The organism is Streptomyces sp. NPDC102514 (assembly GCF_055584525.1).
In genome coordinates this window covers 486,303-506,636 of the sequence record NZ_JBVJLW010000004.1, presented here as the reverse complement: position 1 = coordinate 506,636, position 20,334 = coordinate 486,303, and the positions used below count along the sequence as shown (strand labels likewise).

Sequence of the window (20,334 nt, the reverse complement as noted above, 5' to 3'; positions counted from 1 at the left end):
CCTGCCCTTTCTCACCCATCACAGTGGTTACGCTGCCTCTCGGACGGATCCGGAACGGCAGACGTGCGGGGGTGTCCCCGTGGTGGGGACGGCTCACTGTGCGCCGACAGCGGCAGGCGTCGAACGACCAGGACAAGGCGCCCGGGACGGTGCCGAAGTCCTCCGTACCCGGCGGCCCGGAACCGCGCGCGCTGCTCGCGCTGCAGCAGAGCGCGGGGAACGCGGCGGCGTCCAGGGCACTGCACGGCAGGAACCCGCACCGGGCCCGGCTGCTCGGCACCCCGCCCGGTGAGGCCGGGCGGACGGTCGCGGGCCCCTCACGCACCGCGCAGGCACCCGGATCCGCCGGGCTGTCGTCCATCGAGGAACTGCCCGAACACGCCCCCGCCACCCGGCTGCGGTCCGTGCTGCCCAGCATCGCGGAAGGCGAGGAGAGCGCCCCCGAACCGGAGCCGCTCGGCCTGCCGCCGTATCTGCGGGACCTGACCGCGGCCGGGCTGTCCACCGCCCGGCAGCCGACCGGCCACGAGATCGTGGGCACCGCGCTGGCCACCGCCCTCGGGCACTCCGACGGGACCGTCGCCGAGATCAAGGAGGAACTGGCCGGCCGCCCGGAGACCTTCTACGGGCAGGGCCGCGCCTTCTCCGTGGCGGGCCCGAACGGCAAGGACTGGTACGACGTCACCGTCACCATCTCCCCCGCCCCCGAGGACCGGCCCGAGACCTTCGTCTCCGCGGAGGTCCTCAAGGCGCGCGCGAAGACGGCCGGCCGGGCCGGTGACCGGGCGGCGGCGCGGGCCGCGATGGCCCGGGAGGCCGAGGGCGCGGCCACCAAGGTGGACGTCCAGCACAACACCCAGGCCACGGTGGGCCACACCGCGGGCAACTCCGCGAGCCGCGGCGCCGGTCTGACGGCCTTCGGCCTCGCGCCGGTCGTGCCCGGCGTCTGGCTCGGCGGCGCGGTCATGGCGAACGCCCAGCCGTTCCAGTCCGCGCGGGAGTCCCGCACCCAGAAGAGCGTGGCCGAACCGCGCGTCCTGCGCAGCGACAAGGGCTCCGTCGAACTGCTCCGCCAGGTCCGGTACGGCGTACGGATCAAGAAGCAGGACGCCGCCGAGGTGAAGTCGTTCAGCGGCACGGGCACGCTCACCCTGCGCGTCCCCACCGAGCACCTGGTCCCCGCCTCCACGGCCGCGGGCGCGTCCGGCGGTACGCCACCGCGGGCGGCGCGGCTGTCCGCGCGCACCGCACGGAAGGTCGCGCGGGCCGACAGCCTGGCCCCGGTCGCGGTCACCGACACCGCGGCCCCGCACGAGGGCGGCAACGGCCTGTTCGACAAGGTCCGTTCCGTGCTGCACCCCTCGCTGACCTCGCCGGGCGCCCCCGGCCGCGCCCGGCTGTACGACGCCACCTCCCCCACCACCGTCCTGGAGGACATGCCCCGGCTGCTGCGCCAGGAGGTCGTCGGCGAGGATCTGACCGCCAAGGACGGCAGCGCGGTGGGTACGTACCGGATGCGGGCCGCGATCGGTTCGATGACGCCCGCCTGGAAGATCGGCAAGACCCAGCTGCGTACGCATCAGCAGGCGCAGCACTCGGTGACGGACACCGCCGGCAAGGGACGCGGCGGTACGTTCGGTGTGGGCCCCGCCATCGGGGTCGGGGTGCTGGCGAACGCCGCGGCGGTCCGCGCCACGGCCATGCCGACCTTCGGGGCGAAGAGCGCCCGCTTCACCGTGTCCGAGCAGACGGTCTCCAGCCGCCAGGGCGCCGAGGTCCGCGGCGACAAGGTGCTCTACCAGGGCACGGTGGTGCTCACCGTCGAGGGCACCGGACCGCTCTCGCCCGCCATGAAGGCCCGGATGGGCGACCGGACGGCGACCCACTCGATGAACGTGTGGCTGAGCCTGCGGGCCGACGAGGCCCAGGAGCTCGGTCTGCCGCTGCCCTCGGGCGTCGTCGCGGACGAGATGGTCAGGAAACCGAAGGCCACCCCCGCCCAGGGGACGGGCTCCGAGTCCGACCCCGGCCAGGGCAAGGGCAAGGCGCGGGCCTCCGACGTGACCTCCGAGTCCGAGGAGGCCGCACCGGACATCGAGCGCCATCTGCCCTTCGGGGCCATGGGATCGAGCGTCGCGATCAGCCGGCTGGACACCGGCCCGCTGCTCTCGGGCGTCCGGCGGCTGTTCGCCACCGACCCGCAACTGGCCGGGTATCTCCCGGCCTTCGGCGCCGGACGGGAGCCCGGGAAGACGAGCCCGGAGGAGGCCGAGGCGCAGCGGGGCAACTACCGCGAGCTGCTGACCGTCCTGTCGGACACCAACCTGGCCGTCAACAAGGACCAGTTGCTCTCCAGCGGTATCCGCGTACGGATGCGGCGCAAGTCCCGGATGCACGCGCACGACGTGCAGATCAAGGTCACCGGCAGGCTCGACAACACCACGTACGCCGGTGACGTCAAGGACTGGCTCGTCCGCAGCCACGCCGGTGTCACCAGCAACGTCCAGAGCGGGCGCGCCAGTTCGCGGTCGGTGGGCGGCATGGTGCTCGGCCAGTTCCGGATCATCCCCTCCGCGCTGAACGCCTCCGTGCGGGCCGACCGGACGAAGACCGGCGCGCGGCGCGGCCAGGGCGGCCCGACGACCCGCTCGGACATCCTGACCAACGGCTCCGAGGACGCCGCCGCCTTCGACGGCTCCCTGCACCTCGACGTGGACGTCACCATGACGACCCGCGAACGCAAGGCCAAGCGCACCCTGACACCGGGCCTGCCGGGCCGGGACGTGCCCGAGGCGAAGCACATCGGCTCGGTGGAGCTGGAGGACCAGGACGTACGCCTGCTCACCCCGGCCGGGTTCACCATGGACACCGACGAGAAGCAGAAGCTGGACGCCTCCGTCGCGGCCCGGACGGCCGGGCACGGGCCGCCGCGGCGGACCTTCGCCGCCGAGGGCATCGGCGACCTCGCGGGCATGGAACCGCGGGCGATGGCCTCGCGGCGGGTACGGGACTGGACGCTGGTGGAGACCCTCGGCGACGGGCAGCCCATCCGGGACCTCGCGTTCGAGCTGCTGGCCGGGGCCGCCGCCCGCAACAGGACACTGCGCGAGGACAAGGCCCTGGCCACCGAGGGCCTGGCGCCGCGGCTCGCCATCGAGGAGCGGTTCAGTCCGCAGGCCGTCACCGCGGCACTGCGGCAGGCCGTGTCCTCCGGCTGGGTCGTGAAGAACCTGCGTTACCCGCGCCGGACCGCCGGGCTCACCGGCGCGGTGGGTACGCGGTTCGCGCTGGCCAACCCGAAGGTCGTGCACCGGGCCACGGGGCCCGGCACGGAGAGCTTCGTCCTCGGCGGCCACCAGGCCACCGGGCAGGAGTCCGAGAGTACGAGCACATCGGTGCAGGCCGGAGCCGTGGGCATGCAGAACGGCGCCGAATGGCGGGCCGGTGAGGGCGTCTCGGCGGGCCGCACCCTCAGTGAGGGCTCGTCCACGGCGTCGACGCTGGCCGGCACGGTCGAGCGCAACGCCCACACCTCACGCACCCAGCCCCTCTATCTGGTCCACTGCGATCTGGTGGTCCGGATGGTCGCCGAGGTCGGGGTCACCGGCGGCGGCCCGTACGTGTCGAAGTCCGAGCGGAGTCTGCCGGGAGCGGCGGCCGTGTGGCTCACCGCGGACCAGCTGAGGGCGTCGAAGCTGCGCGTACCGGGCGAGAGGACTGCGGAGGAGGCACCGGAGAAATCGGCGGCGAAGGCGAAGCCGAAGACTCAGGGTAAGGCGCAGGAGAAGGGGGCGGACAAGGCCGCCGGGAAGGCCGCGGGGAAGGTGGCTGCCGGCGACGGGCGGGACGAGCAGGGCGGCCGGGAGAGCGGCGCCCCGGCCCCGCAGCCCCAGCTGTCCCGGGACCTCCCCCTCGGCTTCGGCGCGATCGAGAACCTGCCCGACTTCGTCCCCCTCCTGGAACAGCTCCGCGGCAGCCTCGGCCGCCGGGACAAGAGCCTGGCCGAGAGCCTGCTGCCCAGGCAGCAGCTCAAGGACCGCAACGACAACGTGCAGCGGTTGCTGCGGATCCTCGACAAGGACGGGGCCGCCGGGCTGCTCTCCGGCGCCATGGACGGCGGCGTCACCGTGGAACTGCTGGACGGGCGCAGGACGCCGTACCGGGCGGTGTTCAAGGTCAGCCGCAACGGGCCTGGCACCCAGGCCGAGACGCTGGACCAGGGCCCCGGGGACATGGAGTACATCACCTCGGCCTCGGCGCAGCGGGCGAACGGCCGGGAGAAGGCGGACGCGCGCGGGGTCGAGGCCGTCTTCGCCGGGGCCGCGAAGCCCGAGAACGGCGGCGGCCAGCTGAAGAACGTCGGCGGCGCGGCCGGGCTCGGCCTCGGCTACAGCGACGCGAAGAAGACCGCGTCCGTCGGCCGTGCCCAGCTGGGGATCAAGACCGTCGCCGAGGCCTCGGCGCGCTCGGTGCGCATGAACGTCCCGATCACGGCGTCGCTCGAACTGCACTCGTCCAAGGGCCGACTGGGGCTGGCGCAGCTGAGCGGCCAGCAGCTGACCCACCGCATCCTGCAGAACGACCTCACGGCCCTGAACCGGCTGCAGCCGGTCCGGCAGGATCAGCAGGATCAGCAGGATCAGCAGCAAGGGCAGCAGGGTGCGGGGCGGCCGGTTCCGCCCGGCCGTGAGGACGCCCGTGCCGACCGGACGGGGCCCTGGCACGACGGCGGGGTGGCCCTGCCGATGGAGGCGCAGGTCAACGGCTTCCAGGGCGCGCCGGACATCCGGAAACTGATCGACGACACGGTACGGGAGGCGGGCGGCAGCAAGCGGTACGGCAAGCAGGGCGACGCCGCCGCCCACGTCCAGCGCGAGGCGGTGTCCACGGAATGGCTCATCTCGGCGCTGCCGCTGCTGACCTCCGCGGGGGTGGACCTGCCGCCCGTGCACGCGAGCGGTCTGCGGGGCCAGGACCTGCGTACCTCGCTGCACGCGCGGCTGCGCGGCGGGCGGGTGCTGGGGGTCGGCGACAAGATGACGTTCGAGACGGTGGCGCAGAGCGGACTGGACGCGCCGCGGCCCACCGGGGTGGACAGCCAGCAGTCGGCCGAGCATGCGAAGTCTGCGCGGGGGATCGTCGGGGCGGGGGTGCTGAACGCCACGGAGTTCCGGATGAACCAGCTGCTCGGCAACGTCGACGGGGCCGGCAGCGCGGCCGACGCGCATGCGAACGCGGCCGGGTCGATGCCGTTGCACAAGCCGAAGTTCGAGTCGGTGCTGGTGCAGTTCACGCTCGACGTGCGGGTGGTGGCGCGGGTCTCGGAACGCGGGCCGGGTGGGCGGCGGTCGGTCGGCGTACGGGAGTTCACGCTCCCGCGGCCGGTGGTGGTCCGGATGCCGGCGCCGGCGGTCCGCCGCATGCTCCGGGACCCGGCCAACGCGTCCAAACTGGCGGATCCACAGTCCCACTTGACAGAAAAAAAGGCGAACACGGCAGCAACGGCTTGATCGGATCCGCGCCCCGGTGGGGGCCGTTCGCGCAGTTCCCCGCGCCCCTCAAAGACAAAAGATTGGGCAGTTCCCCGCGCCCCTTCAGGGGCGCGGGGAACTGCGCAATCCTTGAGGCCAGCCCCCCACCGGGGCGCAGGCAGCCGACTACACCGTGAACTTGACCGCTTCCAGCCAGCGGTCGTTCTCCAGGGAGCCGCCGAAGATGAACCCTTCACCCTCGCCCGGCTTGTCGCAGCCGAGCCCCAGCCAACCCCCGTCATGCACGTGCGCGTTCTGGCACACGGCCCCACCCCCGTTGTCGACGTTGATGGTGAACCCCAGCAGATTCGGCGCGTCCTTCTTCGTACTGCCGATGTAGTTGTCGATCCCGTCGGCCGCACCCGACCAGGGCGCGATGTAGTGCCCCTGCCCGTTCGTCGTCGCGGGGTCGTTGACGAATGCCGCGCTGGCCGTCCCCTTGATCCCCGACACGGCGATGTTGAGGCTCTTCAGCGGCGTGTTCTCCCCGACGGTGCCCGCCGTCTCGCCGTCGCAGACCGCTTCCGTCCAGCCTTCGTCCTTCACGAAGGCCCGGTAGCAGATGTGCTTCTTGTCGGGTTCCTCCGCGGCCAGTTCCTGGACGGCGGTCGCCGCGGTCCGCTCCGGGGCCTTGGTCTCCTTGTCCTCGTCGGAACCACCGCCTCCGGCTCCGGCCGCCGCCCCGCCCGCGGCCTGTGTCGGCGCGGCGGCCGGCGGCGTCGTGGGGGCGACGGTGGGTGTGGTCGGGATGGGCGGAGACGCGGTGGGGCTGCTGGGCGGCAGTGTGCTGATGCCGGCTTCCTGCAGCTTCTCCGTGGCCGTACTGCGCACCTGCGGCTTGTAGGCGATCCACAGCATCACGAAGGTGATCGCGAGCGCCATGAAGACACCGAGGAAGGTGGCGAGCCAGCGCGGCAGGAAGCCTTTCTGGACGTACGTGCCCTGCACGTCCAGCGGGTCCACCCCGGACCGTTGGACGGCGAGGGTGTAGGGCCGGTCCTCCTTGGATCCGAACCAGATGATCTGGCGGGGCTTGAGCGTCGTCTTCACGAACGCCGCACGCCCCGGCTCGATCTGCACGTTCGACGGATGGATGTCGTACGACAGGTGATCGCCGTTGTCGGTGCCGCTCACCGACGCGGTGAGCTTCGTGTTGCCCAGGTTGTCCACGGCCAGCTTCGGACGCCCGCGGAAGCGGCCCTTCACGGTCGGCGGCACCAACTCCGCCCGCACCTCCGTGAACGGAGTGATCGTCAGATTCCCCTCGGGAACCGTCGTCGCCTCCGGATGCTCCGTCGGCGTGATCCGGACCGCGTACGCATTGGGTCCCGCCGTCGCGTCCGGCGTCCGCGGCGGCGCGAACGCGATGTCCACCGAACCCGTCGTCCCCGGATAGAGCCGCAATACCTGCGGCTCCACCCTCGCCCACGGCGCCAGCGGACCGACCGCCTCGAAGCGGTACTCGTCCACCACGTCACCGGTGTTACGCAGACGCAGCCGCACCGTCGTACTGCCACCCGGGTCCACGGTCGCGGAGGCGGGCTCCAAGGAAGTCCAAAGGCTCACTCTGGGAACTTAAACGCCGATCCCGTGCCGAGTCAGGAAGCAGCGGGGCAGGATGCGTGCCCGAACAGGCTGCACCAACTGCCCCGGTTCTCAGCCTCTGTTGGGATGAATGACCAGCCACTCCTGGTCATCGGCGTTGGAGCAGTGATACAGCGTCAGGTTCGTGTCGACGGTGCCGGTGCTGAACCCGGCCACGTCCAGGCACTTGTTGTTGCTGGCGAAGTTGCGGATCCAGTAGGCGCCGCTCTCCTGCTTGTCGATCCACCACAGGTCGTTGTCGGCCGTCGTGCCGTCGCACGGGGACTCGTATATCCCCACCTGCACGGGCTGGGCCCCGGCGTTCGGCAGGTCCATGCAGAGCTGGTCCTTGACGTTGCGGATCACGAAGAGGGCGGAACCGCCGGGTCCCCCCTTCGGCTGGCGCACCTCCAGGTTCCAGAGCTGGTTGTCCTCGTCCGTGTTCTCGGTGCAGGGGGCCTGCTGCACGCGGCCGGTCGCCTTGCCCTTCTCGCGGCCCGGGAGGTCGGCGCACATCTTGGTGGTCGGGTTCCGCAGGAGGATCTCGGTCGCGGGGACGACGCTCTTCGGCTTCGGCTTCGGGGACGGGTTTCCCCCGCCACCGCCGCCACCGCCGCCACCGCTGTCACCTGACGCCGTCGGAGCGGCGGGCTCGGAGGCCACCGGTTCGACCGACGGGGCCTTGGGCGCCTCGGGGGTCAGCGAGGGGGAGGGTGCCAGCGTGCTGATGCCGGCTTCCTGCAGCTTCTCCGTGGCGGAGCTGCGGACGCTGGGCTTGTAGGCGATCCACAGCATCACGAAGGTGATGGCGAGCGCCATGAAGATGCCGAGGAAGGTCGCGAGCCAGCGCGGCAGGAAGCCTTTCTGGACGTACGTGCCTTCGACGTCCAGCGGGTCCACCCCGGACCGTTGCACGGCCAACGTGTAGGGCCGGGACTCCTTCGACCCGAACCAGATGATCTGCCTCGGCTTCAGGGTCGTCTTCACGAACGCCGCACGGCCCGGCTCGATCTGCACGTTCGAGGGGTAGATGTCGTACGACAGGTGATCGCCGTTGTCGGTGCCGCTGACGGACGCGGTGAGCTTCGTGTTGCCCAGGTTGTCCACGGCCAGCTTCGGACGCCCCCGGAAACGGCCCTTCACGGTCGGCGGCACCAACTCCGCCCGCACCTCCGTGAACGGAGTGATCGTCAGATTCCCCTCGGGAACCGTCGTCGCCTCCGGATGCTCCGTCGGCGTGATCCGGACCGCGTACGGATTAGGTCCTGCCGTCGCATCGGGCGTCCGCGGCGGCGCGAACGCGATGTCCACCGAACCCGTCGTCCCCGGATAGAGCCGCAGCACCTGCGGCTCCACCCTCGCCCACGGCGCCAGCGGACCGACCGCCTCGAAGCGGTACTCGTCCACCACGTCACCGGTGTTACGCAGACGCAGCCGCACCGTCGTACTGCCACCCGGGTCCACGGTCGCGGAGGCGGGTTCCAGAGAAGTCCAAAGGCTCACACAAGGACGCTAGCCATCGGACGGGCCGCGGGCAGCGGACCCAGGTGCACGCCCTGTTGCCCGAAAGGCCCACAGCCGGGGCCGTCAGCTCCTGGGGATCGGCGAACCGGTCGCCGTCATCACGAAGTGCGCGTAGGAATCGGCGTTCATCAGTGCGCGCCGGCCCATGGCGTACCAGTTCTGCTGCCTCTGCGGACGCTGTGTCTCGTTGTCACCCGTGTAGGTGGCCGGGTCGCGGGCGACCCGCTTGCCGAGCATCGCGGCGTCGTGCGTGGCGGCGGTGGCCGGGTCGAGGACCGTCGCCAGGCCCGCCTGCGCGGCGTCCTCCGACAACTCGTGGTCGTACGAGCTGTACTGGTAGTCCAGGGTTCCGGCGAAGCGGTGCGTGGCCTCGTGGATGACGTACCAGGCCACCTCGCCCTCCTCGCGGAGGTTGATCGGGCCGGTGCGCCCCGCGTCCATGGACGGCAGTTCTTCGCTCTTCATGTGGTCCGGATTCATCCGGGACATGTAGTCCTTGGTGCTCGGGGCGACCCACCCGGCCGCGCCGGACGCGGCGGCCCCCTTGGCAGTCGTGTCGAACATCGACGGCTGCCCGACCAGCGCGATCTGCGCACCCTGGGAGTTCAGGCCCACCTGCACGCGTCGCAGCACCTCGGAGATACGCGGCACGAGCTCGCCGATCTGCTGCGGGGTCGCCGTCTGGAAGAGAGGGAACGCGGACTTCAGCGCCTGCAGCAGCAGGCCGCTCGGCGCGCCGCCCGCCGAGCTGAGCAGGGCCTGGGCGGCGGCCATCTTCTCCTGCGCCTCGACCACCGCCTTGCGGGTCCTGTTCTCGCGCTGCGGGTACTTGTGGTCGGCGATGGTCCCGCGCTTGGTGATGCCGACGGCCCCGCTGCTGTGGAGTTGCCGGGTGACGTCGTCGTACTTGTCGCCGTGCCGCAGGGAGGTGGAGTCGACCTGCAGGTCGGCGGTGGTCCTGGTCTGGCCGTTGCTGTCGAACCACGTGCCCGAGTCCTGCCCCAGGGCGTGGTGCGTCCGGGTGCTGCCGTTGAACGTCCAGATCGCGCGCTGGACCGCGTGCCCGCCGGAGGCGTGCCTCGCGCCGGACTCCTCGGTGGCGTTCTCGGCAGAGGCCGCGCGCTGCACCGGCGGCGGGCCGCTTCTCGCCTGTGCCTCGATCGCCTCCGCGCGCTTCTCGCCCCAGTCGCCCTGGCTGGAGACCTTCAGGCCCGAGCCGTTGTCGGCGCCCGGGACCGCGCCCCGGCGCTGGTCCTTGACGTGCTGAAGCTCGTGGATGAGGGTCGGCTTGTCCTTGCCGTCCCAGACGACGTTCTCGCCGGCGGTGTACGCGCGGGCACCGATCGCCTTGGCGGACTGCAGGGCGACCGTGTCCGTGTGGAGCTTCACGGAGCTGAAGTCCTCGCCCTGGAACCAGCTCGCCGTCTCCTTGAGCAGCGAGCCGTTCATCCGGCTGCCCGGGGACTTCACGACCTGGTCCACCAGCTCGCGCTGTTCGTCCGGGGTGTGCCCGCAGCCCGCGCTGTGCTGGTGCTGCCTGCGCTGCACGGCCCGGGTCACCGCCGCGTTGCCCGCCGCGCTCTGCAGCGCCTGGATCCGGTCCGCGGTGGTGCCCCGCTCCGTCGTCGGGCGGACCTTGGCCTGATCACCACCGGCCTTCTCGGCCCCGGCTTCCTGCGCGCGCATGACGTTCCCCTCCACGGCTGCTCCTCCAGCAGTACCCGAACGGGCCCCGCGCGGGGAGAGCGGTACGGGCACCCGTGGGGGCAGGGCGGCAGGATCGGAGGGCACCCGGAGGCCTCATGGTGCCCTTGCGGGCAGGGAGTTTGCCCCCGATCAGGTACTGCAGGACGTTTCAACGAACGCCCGCGCGCGTGAGAGTCGGGGGTAGACCTGTCTCGTACCCCGAGGAGAGCAGAGCATGCCGTCCTACCTGTCGCCCGGCGTTTACGTCGAGGAGGTGGCCAGCGGCTCGCGTCCCATCGAGGGAGTGGGCACGTCGGTGGCGGCCTTCGTGGGGCTCGCCCCGCACGGCCCGTTGAACGAGCCGACGCTGGTGACCAACTGGTCGCAGTACGTCGCGGCCTTCGGTGCCTTCACCGACGGCTACTACCTCGCGCACTCCGTGTACGGGTTCTTCAACAACGGCGGCAGCGCCGCGTACGTCGTACGCGTCGGTGGCGCGGCCGACGGCACCGCCGCGAACGGCGCGTCCGCGAACGGCGCCCCGGCGGCCGTCTCCGGCTCCGCCGCCCCCGCCGCGCTCACCGCCGGCGAGCCGAAGCAGCTGGGCACCTTCAGCGTGACCGCGGTCGCGGGCGGCTCGCTCAGCGTCGAGGTCGCGGACCCCGAGGGCGAAGGCCCCGCCGAGCGCTTCAAGCTGATCGTCAAGGACGGCGACAAGCCCGTCGAGTCCTTCGACGTGACCGCCAAGAAGGGCGGCCGCAACTACGTCGTCACGCAGGTGAAGGAGCGCTCCAAGCTCATCACCGTGCAGGAGGCGGCGCCCACCGCGCAGCTGGCGCGCCCCGACAACCAGACCGTGGCCCTGGCCGCCCCGTCGGCCGCGTCCACCTCCCCCGCCGTTCCGGCCGGGTCGGAGGACTCGCACCCGGGCCCGGCCCAGTACCTCGGCGACTCCGCCGACCGCACCGGCTTCGGCGGCCTGGAGGCCGTGGACGAGATCTCCATGGTCGCCGTCCCCGACCTGATGGCCGCCTACCAGCGCGGCGCGATCGACCTGGAGGCCGTGAAGGCCGTCCAGCTCGGTCTCATCGCGCACTGCGAGCTGATGGGCGACCGCGTCGCGGTCATCGACCCGCCGCCCAGCCTGAACGCCCGTGAGATCCGTGTCTGGCGTCAGGAGACCGCCGGTTACGACTCCAAGTACGCGGCCCTGTACTACCCCTGGGTGAAGGTCTTCGACCCAGCGAGCGGCCAGTCCCGGCTGACCCCGCCGAGCGGTCACGTCGCCGGCATCTGGGCCCGCAACGACTTCGAGCGCGGTGTGCACAAGGCGCCCGCCAACGAGGTCGTCCGCGGCGCGGTGGACCTGGAGCTGCAGATCACCCGCGGCGAGCAGGACCTGCTCAACCCCATCGGCGTCAACTGCATCCGCGCCTTCCCGGGCCGCGGCATCCGCGTCTGGGGCGCCCGCACCATGTCCTCGGACCCGGCCTGGCGCTACCTGAACGTCCGCCGGTACTTCAACTACCTGGAGGAGTCGATCCTGCTCGGCACCCAGTGGGTGGTGTTCGAGCCGAACGACCACAACCTGTGGGCCCGGATCCGGCGCAACGTCTCGGCGTTCCTCGTCAACGAGTGGCGCAGCGGCGCCCTCTTCGGCCAGCGGCCGGAAGAGGCGTTCTACGTCAAGTGCGACGAGGAGACCAACACCCCGGAGTCGGTCGACCTGGGCCGCGTGATCTGCGAGATCGGCATCGCGCCCGTCAAGCCCGCCGAGTTCGTGATCTTCCGCCTGGCCCAGTTCTCCAGCGGCAGCGGTGAGCTGGAGGAGTAGGCACCGCCCACTCCTTAGCGGCCGCGTGCCTCCCGGCACGCGGCCCCCTGCTCCTCCTCGTACGGCACCGACCCGTACGACAACGACAAGAACCCTCAGAAGGACAGAGAACAGATGAGTCTCAGCCCGGGTGACGCTCTCACTTCACATAATTTCGGTCTCCAGATCGACGGCGTCATGGTCGAGTACCTCGCCGAGGTCAACGGCCTCAGCATCGAACAGGACGTCATCAAGCACCTGTCGAACTCGGCGCAGGGCAGGCCCGAGGTCAGCCTCATGCCCGGCGTGCAGAAGGACGGGCAGTGCACGGTCGTGCGCGGTATGACCCAGTCCCCGGCGTTCACGACGTGGATCAACGACTCGATCGCCGGTCAGATGAGCACGGCCCGCAAGAACGCCTCCATCATCATGATGGATTACCAGAACAACCCGGTGAAGCGGTACAACATGCGCAACGCCTGGTGTTCCAAGATCGACGCCAGTGCGCTCAAGGCCGGCGAGGCCTCCGCGCTCACCGAGACCGTGACCATCGTCTTCGAAGAACTGGTCATCGAGTAATGCGCCGTACTGCTGCCAGGGCGGGCGCGGGCCCGGTCGTGGACGCACCGGTGCCGGAGCCGGTGGCGGCGCCGGAGCAGACCCTTGCTCCGGCGCCCGCCGCCGCTCCGGCTCCGGCGCCCGCGCCGGTGGCACAACCGCTGCGCACGGAGTTCCCCTTCGAGCTTCCGCGCGGCTACGTCGACGACGCGGGCACGGTGCACCGGGACGGCGTGATGCGTCTGGCCACCGCCCGGGACGAGTTGATCCCGCTGCGGGACGTCCGTGTCCAGGAGAACCCCGCCTATCTGTCGGTGGTCCTGCTGGGCCGGGTCATCACCCGCCTCGGCACACTGGCGATGGTCCACGACGGCATCGTGGAGAACATGTTCGCCTCGGACCTCGCGTTCCTGCAGGACTTCTACCGGCAGGTCAACGCCGAGGGCCACACCCGCGCCTCCGTGGAGTGCCCCCACTGCTCGGAGCCCTTCGAGGTCGAACTCGGCGGGAGCCGCCTGGGGGAATCGTGACGTACGCGACCGACCGGCTGCACGAGGAGATCGCGTACGTCGCCTACCACTTCCACTGGAGCCAGGAGACGATCCTGGATCTCGAACACCAGGATCGTCGCCGCTACACGGAACAGATCGCGTCCCTGGTGACCCGGGGCGGGGCGGAGGGCTGATCGGTGGGGTTCCTCGACCGACTGAGGGGCGGCGCGGCGGCATCCGCCGCACGTTCCGCTCCCACGGGAGCGCATGCGGATACGGGTACGGGTGCTGGTGCCGTACCCGCTGCGGCCGTTACGGGCACGTCCGACCCGGGCACGGCTGCCGCGGGCACGTCCGCGGGGGCCGGGCCGGTCGCGGTGGTCGGCTGGTCCGCACTGCCGCCGATCCAGCGGGCCGCCCTGGGCCGTACCGGGGTCGCCGACTCCGGGTTCGGCGGCCGGCTGAGCACCTGGCAGAACCCCTCCCTCACCGGGACCCTGTCCCACGCCGTCCTCGACGGGGCGCCGGGCGGGCTGATCAGGAACGCGCTCACCACGTCGGCCGGGCCCGTCTCCGGACTCGAACCGCCGTCGCGCGTCCTGCCGGTGGCGGGGCCCGACGTGCCCGAGGCCGCTCCGGCCCCTGCGGTCGGCGACGCACCACCGGTACAGCGCGCGTCCCTGCCCGTCACGGCGTCCCGCCCGACGGGCCCCCGGGTGACCGCGGTACCTCCCAGGCCCTACCGGCAGAGCCAGCTGACCAGGGCGCCCGCCACGCCCGCAGTACAGCGGCGGGCTCTGCCGGTGGCCCGGCGCGCGGTTTCGACGCCGACGCCGACGCCCGCTCCGGTTCCGGCCCCGGCGCCAACTCCGGCTCCGGCTCCGGCTCCGGCCACGACCGGGGGGCCGGGCGCCGCTTCGTCCGGGCCCGCTTCGTCCGGGCCCAGTTCGGCCGGACCCGTTTCATCCGGCCCCGCCCCGCAGGATTCCGTCCCGTCGGGTCCCGCTTCGGCCGGTCCCGTCCGGTCGGGTCCCGCTCCGTCGCGGCCCGCTTCGTCGGCTCGTGCCTCGTCCGGGCCCGCCTCGCCGGGTCCCGTCCCGTCGACGCCCGCCTCGCCGGGTCCCGTCCCGTCGACGCCCGCTTCGCGGGGTCCCGTCTCGTCGGGTCCCGTGTCGTCGGGTGCTCCGACGGCGGGGGCTCCGAGGTCGGGCTCCACGGCGTCGGGCGCCGCCGGCCCGGGGACGCCCTCCACCAGTGCGGCGGTCGATGTCCAGCGGGCCCCCGCGGCCGGCCCGGTCGGAACACCGGCCCGTACGGGCAGCCCGACCCCGCCCCGTTCCAGCAACTCGGCTCCGGCCGGACCCGTACAGCCCGCGCCCGTGTCGGGCAGCGCTGCGGCTACCGGCTCCAGCAGCCAGGCCGCCGGGGCAACCGGCGGCACGCAGGGCGGTCCCGGTATCCCGGTGACCCGTACCAGCGGACCCGCGGCCACCGTCCAGCGCGCCCCCGCGACCGGCTCGACCCCGACCGCACCCGTGCGGCCCGCGTCCGCACCGGCATCCGGTGACGCCACGGCCACCGGCTCCGGCAGCCGGGCCGCCGGGACCGGTGACACCGGGGCCAATCCCGGTAACCCGGTGACCCGTAGCGACGGACCGGCGGTCGACGTCCAGCGCGCCTCCGCGACCGGCCCGACCGACACACCGGCCCGCACGGGCAACCCGGCTCCGGCCGGACCCGTACAGCCCGCGTCCGCTTCCGCGCCCACGTCGGACAGCGCTACGGCCGGTGGCACGCAGGGCAGTCCCGGTAATCCGGTGACCCGTTCCGGCGGACCGGCCGTCAACGTCCAGCGCGCCCCCGGGACAAGCCCGGCCCCGACCGGACCCGTACGGCCCACATCCGCAGTTGCCTCCGCATCCGCATCCGCGTCCACGACCGGTCCCGGTACGCAGGCCGGTCCCGCCGTCCCGGTCACCCGTACCCATGGGCCCGCGCTCAACGTCCAGCGGGCGAGGGCCGGTTCGCCCGGAACTCCGGCCCGCGCGGACAGCCCGGCTCCGGCCGCTCCCGGCAATCCGGCTCCGGCCGGCCCCGGCAGCGCGGTGACCCGTACCAGCGGACCCGCGCTCAACGTCCAGCGGGCGAAGGCAGATTCGAGCAGCGCGGCGCCCGCACCGGCACCCGCATCGGCACCCGCACCCGCCGCGAACACGCCCTCCGCCGCCGTCGGCCCCGCAACGGCGGTCACCCCCGCTGCGGTCCAGAGGGCAACGGCCGGACCCACCCAGGCGGTAGGGACCCGACAGTCGCCGACCGCTTCCCAGGGTCCCGCTTCCGCCCCCGCCGGTACCGGCGACTCACCCGTCCGCGTCCAGAGGGCGGCAGCAACCCCCAGCCGTACCGCGAGTGCGTCCGCCGGGGCGCCGGTCGGGCCGAGCGGTACGACGGCCCCCGCCAACAGCGCGGCGGCCCATGCCCCTTCGGGCACGGCGCCCGTCGTCCAGCGGGCGGCGGCCGGGCCCACCGAGCACAGGACCCCGTCGGCATCCGGACCCACCGCCGCGAACCCGCCCGTCTCCGGGCAGAGTCGGACCGCCCCGGCCGGATCGGGCCCGTACCCGGTGCAGCGGAGTGCTTCCACCGGCGTACGGCGCATGGGTCTCGGTGCGCCGATGACGGGGAACCCGTCCGTCACCCGCACCCCGGACACGCGCCCCGGCCCGGCCGCCCCGCTCCCCGTCGCCTCGGCCACCCCGCCCACGACCCTGCCGACCGGCCCCGCCGACCGGCAGCACACGGCGGCCGTACCCCCGGCACTCCCGACCCCGACCCCGGCACCGGCCCCAACCTCGGCCCCAGTCACTCCCGCGCCCGCCCCGGTCCAGCGCGCCGCCGCGCCCACAGCGGCCACCGCGCCCGCCGCCCGGCAGCGGCCCCTGCTCGGTGCTCCCCTCTCCGCCCCTCCCGCGGAGGTGAAGCCGCTCACGGGGCCCGCGTCCGCGGCCAGTTCGGCCCCGGCCGGACCTCCTCCCGTGCAGCGTGCCCCCGCACAGGCACCCGCCCCGGCACCCGCACCTGCACCCGCGCCCGCCCCGTCGACCCAACCCCTCCGCCGCCCGGCCGTACCCCTGTCCGCCCCGCGCGCCAACGGCCTCTCCGTACAGCGCGCCACGGCCGCCCCCTCCGCGGTGGTGCCTTCCACCGTGGTCACCAAAGCCGTGCGCAGCGGACAAGCACCGACACCCGCACCGGCACCGGCACCGGCACCGGTAGCGGCACCGACGCCCGCTCCCATGCGTGCCCTCACCCCCGCCCGTGCCCTCGCGCCGGCCCTCACGCCCGCGGCACCCACCGCACACCAGCGCCCCGTGCCCCCGGCCCCCGTGCCACTGCGCCGCCCGGCGTCCGCGCCCGGCCCGTCCGGACCGGCGGTCGTGCAGCGGGCCGTCGCGCCCGGTGCTCCCGCGGGCCGTGCCGTGCCGCTCCTCGCGGCCACGAAGTCCGCTCCCGCCGGGTCGCCCGTCAGGACGGCTCCGCCTGCGCAGCCGCTGACGGTGCCGAAGGCGTACCCGGCACCGACGGCCGTCCAGCGGCAGGCGGTGGCCGCCCCCCGCACGGCCGCGGCACCCGCTCCGGCGGCTCCCGCTCCGCCGCCCCCCACTCCCGTGCCCGCCTCCATTCAGCGGGCCCTGCTGCCGACGTCCGCGAGGACCACCACCGCCGTGTCCGCGGTGACGGCGCGTGGGATTTCGTCGCGCGGCTCGTCCGGTTCGGGCTCCGACGACGATCCACCACCGTACGAGCAGAGCGGCCCCCCGCCCGCGTACACCGCGGTCGCCAAGGGGCAGTTCGACCCCCGCTCCCTGACCGACTTCCAGCTCGACGAGCTCACGCACCGTCTGATCAGCCGGATCACCCGGCTGATCCGCACCGAACTGCGGCTCGACCGGGAGCGGATCGGCAAGCTCCGCGACCCACGTCGCTGAGCGGCCCCGACCGGCCGAGCCCCGCAGCACCCCGCGCCACCCGGCACCACCCCGCATGACCGACGTCCGCAGAAAGGCCGCCCCCGATGCCCCGCGAAGACCCGGGCTCCACCATCTTCTTCACCCTGACCATCGACGGCGAGAGCCTCGGTTACTTCAACGGGTGCGAGGGACTCTCGTCCTCGGTGGAGATCGAGCAACGCCAGGAGGGCGGCAACAACGGGTTCGTCTGGCAGCTCCCGTCCCGGGTCACCTTCTCCAACATCCGGCTGACCCGGCCGCTGACCCCCGACACCACCAAGGTCGCGGCCTGGATCTCGTCCGTGGCCACGGGCATCAAGCGGCCGACCGCGCAGATCGCCGCGCTGCGCGCGGACGGTTCCGAGGTCGCGCACTGGGGGCTGATCGACGTGCTGCCGGTGAGCTGGCAGGGCCCCTCCCTGGACCCGGCCAACCCGAGTGTGGCCACCGAGGTCCTGGAGATCACTCACCACGGGTTCACGGACTGAGGGGCGGGACACCACCATGGCCAAGGGAAGCAAGGGCGCGGGCAAGAGCCTCGTACGCGCCACGATCGCCATCCACGAGCCGCCCGTCGGATCGAGCACCACTCCGGGCGGTCTGATCAAGACGTTCAACTTCGACTTCAACCCCTCGCAGCTGCAGCTGAGCCGGCGCTCCCAGTGGAAGTCCACACCGGCCGCCGCCGTGCGCGACGGCACGGTCCCGGAGTTCATGGGTCCCGAGCCGCGCGAGATGACGGTCGAGATCTTCCTGGACTCGTCCACGAAGCCGACCAGCAACGTCGTGCTGAAGAACGTGGAGTCGCTGCTGGACTGCTGCGAGGTGACGGCCAAGAGCATCGCCGCGAAGCAGCCGTCGCCGCCCTGGGTGGTCTTCCAGTGGGGCTCGTTCTCCACCGCGCGCTTCACCTCGTACGTGAATTCCGTGGACGTCACCTACTCGCTGTTCAGCACGACCGGGGTGCCGATCCGGGCCACCTGCCAGGTGGCGCTGCACGAGATCCCCAGCACGATCAAGGGCCAGAACCCGACCTCGGGCGCGCTCACCGCACAGCGGGTGCACCGGGTCGTCGCGGGCGACTCCCTGCAGTCGCTGGCCTGGCGCGAGTACGGCAACGCGTCCGCCTGGCGCGCGATCGCCGAGGCCAACGGGATCGACAACCCCGCGCACCTGCCCACCGGTGTCGAGCTGGTCCTGCCCGCCGCCGAGGAGGTGCGTCACTGATGGCGAAAACGTCCTTCTCCAACATCATCCACGTCACCATCGACGGCAGGAAGATCCCGCCCGACTACATCAACCTGCTCGTCGCCGGCTGGGCCGACCTCGGCGCGGGCGTGCCCGGCGAGTTCCGGCTCACCTTCCGCGACCCGGACCGGGAAGTGCTCGGCAAGCTGAACATCAGGTTCGGCTCCAAGGTGGTCCTCGCGCCCGTCGCCGACGGCCAGGGCGCGGGAAACCCGCTGATCACCGGTGAGGTCACCGGTATGGAGACCGACTACGACGGCACCGGCACGTTCAGCGTCGTCCGCGGCTACGACCCGGGCCACCGGCTGATGCGGGTGCGCCGGGTGGCCGCGTACCGCAACCAGACCGCCTCCGACATCGCGCGCAAGCTGGCCGCGATGAACGGCGTCGCGATCGGGAAGATCCAGACGACCAAGACGGTCTACGAGTTCATCTCCCAGTCCAATGTGACGGACTGGGACTTTCTCGCGCGGCTCGCCGACGAGAACGAGATGGTGATGTCCCTGGACGCCAAGGGGAAGTTCGAGTTCGCCGAACCGGACCCGGCCTCCAAGGCGCCCCTGTCGACCTCCCCCGAGGACCCGAACCCCCGGGTGCTGCGGGGCCGCGTCGACGTACTGCGCTGCCGGGCCGCCGTCACCGCCGCCGACCAGGTCGACAAGGTCGAGGCGCGCGGCTGGGACATCCCGACCAAGAAGAAGATCGTCGAACTCACCAAGGCGGGCACCTACTCCGGTTTCGCCATCGGGACGACCCCGCAGAAGGCGGCCAACGCCTTCAAGGCCGCCAAGCTGGTCGAGACCGACACCCCGTACGACCGTCGGCCGGAGGTCAAGTTCGCCGCCGCCTCCCTCGCGGACGACCTCACCTCGTCGTTCGCCGAGCTGGAGGTCACGGTGCACGGCAACCCCGTGCTGCGCCCCGGGGTGGCCATCGCGCTCACCGACGTGGGCGTCCCCTTCGAGGGCAAGTACACGGTCACCTCGGTGCGGCACACCTTCGGCGCGGGCAGTCACTACGAGACGCTGGTGACCGTGAGCGGCCGGCAGTGGCGCTCCCTGTTCGGGCTGACGTCCGGCGGCGGCGCGTCGGCGCCCCGGCTGCCGAGTGTGGCCAACGCGCTCGTCACGGACGTACAGGATCCGCTGAAGCAGGGCCGGGTGAAGCTGCAGTTCCCGTGGCTGGACGACGCGTACGTCAGCGACTGGACGCGGACCGTGCAGCTGGGCGGCAAGGCGGGCGGCGGGATCTTCCCGATGGACGTCGGGGACGAGGTGCTGGTCGGCTTCGACCGGGGCGCGCTCGACCACCCCTTCGTCATCGGCGGCCTCTACAACGGCGTCGACAAGCCGACCGTCGTGAAGGACGTGTGGCTGCACGACCCGGTCAAGAAGAAGGCGATCCGGCACACCGTGTCCGACCGGGACGGCAACCGGATGGACCTGCTCAGCCAGCAGACGGGCCTGCGCAAGCAGGGCGTCCGGCTGGCCAGCGGCAACGACAAGCTGATCATCAACCTGGACCGCACCAAGACCGAGATCACCGTGGACAGCAAGGGCGCCGTCAGCATCACGGGCGGCACCTCGGTGTCCATCGACGCGGGCACCGACCTGTCACTGAGCGCCCGGCGCAGCATCAGCATCAAGAGCGGCGGGCCGCTCACCCTCCAGGGCCGCGGGATCGTCAACCTCAAGTCCCTCGGCGGCGCGGTGACCGTGGACGCGGTGGGCGCGCTCAGCCTCAAGGCAGCCGGCGCGGCGACGCTCAACGCGGCCGGCACGGTGCAGATCAACAGCGTCGGCCAGGTCGGCATCCGGGCCATCAACCTGGACCTCATGGGCCTGCTGACGGTCAATAAGATCAAGTACCCGTTCGGGTGACGGCCGGGA

General features: G+C 72.4%; 13 protein-coding genes. 9 read left to right on the top strand and 4 right to left on the bottom strand.

The window, feature by feature from the left end; all coding sequences use genetic code 11:
• The first annotated feature begins 98 nt into the window (after positions 1–98).
• Positions 99–5,510: a hypothetical protein gene (locus ACZ60E_RS13580; protein WP_469440194.1), complete on the top strand. Its 5,412-nt coding sequence runs from the start codon at positions 99–101 to the stop codon at positions 5,508–5,510.
• A 147-nt stretch (positions 5,511–5,657) separates the two neighbouring features.
• Here the strand turns inward: ACZ60E_RS13580 and ACZ60E_RS13575 are convergent, their stop codons facing one another.
• The 3 genes from ACZ60E_RS13575 to ACZ60E_RS13565 form a co-directional block, all read right to left on the bottom strand.
• Positions 5,658–7,097 carry a hydrolase gene (locus ACZ60E_RS13575; protein ID WP_469440193.1) on the bottom strand — a complete coding sequence of 480 codons (1,440 nt, stop codon included), beginning with the start codon at positions 7,095–7,097 and terminating at the stop codon, positions 5,658–5,660.
• 90 nt (positions 7,098–7,187) lie between these two features.
• Positions 7,188–8,618 carry an RICIN domain-containing protein gene (locus tag ACZ60E_RS13570; protein WP_469440192.1) on the bottom strand — a complete coding sequence of 477 codons (1,431 nt, stop codon included), beginning with the start codon at positions 8,616–8,618 and terminating at the stop codon, positions 7,188–7,190.
• A gap of 84 nt (positions 8,619–8,702) precedes the next feature.
• On the bottom strand, positions 8,703–10,340 hold the full coding sequence (locus ACZ60E_RS13565) for an eCIS core domain-containing protein (protein WP_469440190.1): 1,638 nt from the start codon (positions 10,338–10,340) through the stop codon (positions 8,703–8,705).
• Between the two features lie 220 nt (positions 10,341–10,560).
• Here ACZ60E_RS13565 and ACZ60E_RS13560 point away from each other — a divergent pair, with 220 nt between their 5' ends.
• The 4 genes from ACZ60E_RS13560 to ACZ60E_RS13545 all read left to right on the top strand — a co-directional run bounded on the left by ACZ60E_RS13560 (position 10,561) and on the right by ACZ60E_RS13545 (position 13,381).
• Positions 10,561–12,159: a phage tail sheath subtilisin-like domain-containing protein gene (locus ACZ60E_RS13560; RefSeq protein ID WP_384805946.1), complete on the top strand. Its 1,599-nt coding sequence runs from the start codon at positions 10,561–10,563 to the stop codon at positions 12,157–12,159.
• A 114-nt stretch (positions 12,160–12,273) separates the two neighbouring features.
• Complete coding sequence (locus tag ACZ60E_RS13555) at positions 12,274–12,717, top strand: phage tail protein (RefSeq protein WP_143640089.1); 444 nt, start codon at positions 12,274–12,276, stop codon at positions 12,715–12,717.
• Positions 12,717–13,226 (top strand): hypothetical protein, encoded by a 510-nt coding sequence (locus ACZ60E_RS13550; RefSeq protein ID WP_469440188.1) that lies wholly within the window; start codon positions 12,717–12,719, stop codon positions 13,224–13,226. Before ACZ60E_RS13555 ends, ACZ60E_RS13550 begins: the two co-directional genes overlap by 1 nt.
• The gene (locus tag ACZ60E_RS13545) at positions 13,223–13,381 is read left to right on the top strand and encodes a DUF6760 family protein (RefSeq protein ID WP_384805951.1); all 159 of its coding nucleotides are present in this window, start codon (positions 13,223–13,225) and stop codon (positions 13,379–13,381) included. The genes ACZ60E_RS13550 and ACZ60E_RS13545 overlap by 4 nt, the downstream gene beginning before the upstream one ends.
• A gap of 545 nt (positions 13,382–13,926) precedes the next feature.
• Here the strand turns inward: ACZ60E_RS13545 and ACZ60E_RS13540 are convergent.
• Positions 13,927–15,942: a hypothetical protein gene (locus ACZ60E_RS13540; protein ID WP_469440187.1), complete on the bottom strand. Its 2,016-nt coding sequence runs from the start codon at positions 15,940–15,942 to the stop codon at positions 13,927–13,929.
• 541 nt (positions 15,943–16,483) lie between these two features.
• Here ACZ60E_RS13540 and ACZ60E_RS13535 point away from each other — a divergent pair.
• The 4 genes from ACZ60E_RS13535 to ACZ60E_RS13520 all read left to right on the top strand — a co-directional run bounded on the left by ACZ60E_RS13535 (position 16,484) and on the right by ACZ60E_RS13520 (position 20,325).
• Positions 16,484–17,176 carry an extensin gene (locus ACZ60E_RS13535; protein ID WP_469440186.1) on the top strand — a complete coding sequence of 231 codons (693 nt, stop codon included), beginning with the start codon at positions 16,484–16,486 and terminating at the stop codon, positions 17,174–17,176.
• Positions 17,177–17,262: 86 nt separating this feature from the next.
• The gene (locus ACZ60E_RS13530) at positions 17,263–17,685 is read left to right on the top strand and encodes a phage tail protein (RefSeq protein WP_107018038.1); all 423 of its coding nucleotides are present in this window, start codon (positions 17,263–17,265) and stop codon (positions 17,683–17,685) included.
• A 16-nt stretch (positions 17,686–17,701) separates the two neighbouring features.
• A complete protein-coding gene (locus ACZ60E_RS13525; protein WP_384805958.1) occupies positions 17,702–18,424 on the top strand; it encodes a CIS tube protein in 723 nt (240 codons plus the stop codon).
• Complete coding sequence (locus ACZ60E_RS13520; protein ID WP_384805960.1) at positions 18,424–20,325, top strand: VgrG-related protein; 1,902 nt, start codon at positions 18,424–18,426, stop codon at positions 20,323–20,325. The genes ACZ60E_RS13525 and ACZ60E_RS13520 overlap by 1 nt, the downstream gene beginning before the upstream one ends.
• Positions 20,326–20,334 lie beyond the last annotated feature (9 nt).

Bases quoted from the DNA above. Each gene is read 5' to 3' on its own strand.
- ACZ60E_RS13550 (WP_469440188.1), top strand. From the start codon at position 12,717: ATGCGCCGTACTGCTGCCAGGGCGGGCGCGGGCCCGGTCGTGGACGCA.
- ACZ60E_RS13560 (WP_384805946.1), top strand. From the start codon at position 10,561: ATGCCGTCCTACCTGTCGCCCGGCGTTTACGTCGAGGAGGTGGCCAGC.
- ACZ60E_RS13525 (WP_384805958.1), top strand. From the start codon at position 17,702: ATGGCCAAGGGAAGCAAGGGCGCGGGCAAGAGCCTCGTACGCGCCACG.
- ACZ60E_RS13520 (WP_384805960.1), top strand. From the start codon at position 18,424: ATGGCGAAAACGTCCTTCTCCAACATCATCCACGTCACCATCGACGGC.
- ACZ60E_RS13555 (WP_143640089.1), top strand. From the start codon at position 12,274: ATGAGTCTCAGCCCGGGTGACGCTCTCACTTCACATAATTTCGGTCTC.
- ACZ60E_RS13535 (WP_469440186.1), top strand. From the start codon at position 16,484: ATGCGTGCCCTCACCCCCGCCCGTGCCCTCGCGCCGGCCCTCACGCCC.
- ACZ60E_RS13530 (WP_107018038.1), top strand. From the start codon at position 17,263: ATGCCCCGCGAAGACCCGGGCTCCACCATCTTCTTCACCCTGACCATC.